Raw genomic sequence first — 2,206 nt, forward strand, 5'->3', positions numbered from 1 at the left:
TAATAGGTACATTTTGACTAAACACTCAATGAACCGCTTGCGACAAAATGTCCCAAGCGGTTTTTTTATACGTACAATAAACGCCACAAAGCATTAAAGCACTGATATATAAGAATTATTAAATTGGCATGGCATTTGCTAAATAACGTTCATTATCAACTTTTTTGTAGATAGACGAGTTCAGGGTCTAACGAATGGCACACTAGCTAAAGAGTTAGTTGTTAACGGATTACTCAGCAAGTTCTCTATCGCTTACTACAATGAAGGTTGAACAGATTATCCATGTCCATAGATGGAACTGAGCAATGCTTAAACAATTATTAGAACAAGCAACTTCAAATAACGCTAAAGCAAGACTGTATGCATTTGAAAATACAGTAGAGTTAACAAATCTGATTCCACCTACTGTTAGCTACGAAAGCGGCGGTAATACACTTGTTATTGGTCCAACTGCGATCATTGAAAGTGCTGCGGCGCAATTACCTCAATTAACGAGCTTAACCTTGTTGTCAACAGACGGCGAAAAGGGCACAAACCCAGAACTGTACTTCGCGAATTCGGTTCAAGTATCGGGTTTCCTCGGCACGTTTGAAGTCGTGATTGAGAGTAAAGGCACATCAAGCAACCTAGCGAAAGTCGCCATTAATCACGATTGTTTCGATGTTGTTCTAGACCTATGTCTGAACAGCTGCATGACAGAAGAAGTACCTGTTCCTGGTTATTACCCAGTAGGGCGAGGCTATCCAAAACTGGCGGAAGCACTGGAAGAGATTCCAACGCTAATGGGTACTTTTGATAAGCCTAAGTTTTTCCGTCTAGACACTGACCTTTGTGCACACAGTTCTCGTGGCGTAAAAGGCTGTGAGCGTTGTGTTGATGCTTGTCCTGCTGGCGCACTATCAAGTGAAGGCTCAGATAAGACAGGTCACAAGATCGAGATTAACCCTTACCTATGTCAGGGCGTTGGGACTTGTGCAACAAGCTGTCCTACAGAAGCGATTACCTATGCGCTTCCAAATCCTGACGATACGCAAAAGTTCATTGAACGTACGCTAGCCAATTATGAACATGCGGGCGGTCTGGATCCAATCGTACTTATCTGTAGCTCACGTCATGAAACTTACAACGTGATGGCTCTTAAAGCGCTACCAGATAACGTGATTCCAATCGTTGTTGAAGAATTGCCTTCTATTGGTATTGATACTTGGTTTGCAGCGTTAGTGAATGGCGCAACTCAGGTTCTGTTTGCTGCTTCTCGCTTTATGCCAGAAACCATCATTCGTGTCCTAAATAACGAAGTAGGGATCGCTCAAGAGTTACTAGACCAAATCGGTGTTCCAAAAGAAACCATCGATATCCTGTATTTAGAATCTCTACGTGAAGGGCCTCCAACACTGTGTGTTGATTCGTTCGATCTTGCACTTGGCGATCTTCAAGGCAATAAACGTCAACGCCTATTCACAGCACTTGATGCGATGTCTTCATCTCGTATTCCTGTTGAAAACATTGTAGAGCTCCCTTCGAATGCGCCATACGGCACGGTTTCTTGTGAAAGCAAAGATTGTACTTTGTGTATGAGCTGTGTGGCTGTGTGTCCAACACGTGCGCTGCATACCGATGGTGCCTCTCCATCACTTAAGTTTGTAGAGCAAGACTGTATTCAATGTGGTCTGTGTGAAAAGGCATGTCCTGAGAATGTTCTTACTCTGACTCCTCGTATGAATTGGGTGAAAGAAGAACGTCAGAAGGCTGTTGTGATTCATGAAGAGAAAGCAGCGGAATGTTTACGTTGCCATAAGCCATTCGCTCCACAGTCTATGATTGACATGTTACAGAACAAGTTACGCGGTCACTCTCATTTTTCAGATGAAACTGCGATTAATCGTATTGCGATGTGTGAAGACTGTCGTGTGGTGGACATGTTCGATTCAATGGCTCAAGACCCATTGAAACAATTGAAATACTAGGAGTTGGCCTTGGATACTAATTTGGATCAGGCACAAGAGCCTGAGCTCGTAAAAGAATTAAAGCAAGAACAGACACTAAGAACTGAAATCTATCTGGTTCTTTCTGCATTGTTTCGTAGCGCACCTTCTGAAGAGGTGATCAACTTTCTCAAGACGCTAGACATTGAAGCGCACTCTCAGACGCTTCAATGTCTAGCGTCTTGAGAAAGTTGATCACCTCTTCAGAAGGTGCGCTACGA

At 43.2% G+C, this 2,206-nt stretch carries 1 protein-coding gene and 1 pseudogene; both read left to right on the plus strand.

Going from position 1 to position 2,206, the window contains the following annotated elements; genetic code table 11:
- Positions 1–305 precede the first annotated feature (305 nt).
- Positions 306–1,967, plus strand: coding sequence for a 4Fe-4S dicluster domain-containing protein (locus tag AB4496_RS20355; protein ID WP_009846732.1), 1,662 nt, complete (start codon positions 306–308; stop codon positions 1,965–1,967).
- 9 nt (positions 1,968–1,976) lie between these two features.
- Positions 1,977–2,156 (plus strand): annotated as a pseudogene (locus AB4496_RS20360) (molecular chaperone); the annotation flags it as partial.
- Between the last annotated feature and the right edge of the window lie 50 nt (positions 2,157–2,206).

This window comes from Vibrio sp. 10N.222.46.A1, from assembly GCF_041473595.1.
Classification (GTDB): Bacteria; Pseudomonadota; Gammaproteobacteria; order Enterobacterales; family Vibrionaceae; genus Vibrio; species Vibrio tasmaniensis_A.

What these genes read in the sequence shown, in the direction of transcription:
- AB4496_RS20355 (WP_009846732.1), top strand. Translation starts at nt 306, where the DNA reads ATGCTTAAACAATTATTAGAACAAGCAACTTCAAATAACGCTAAAGCA.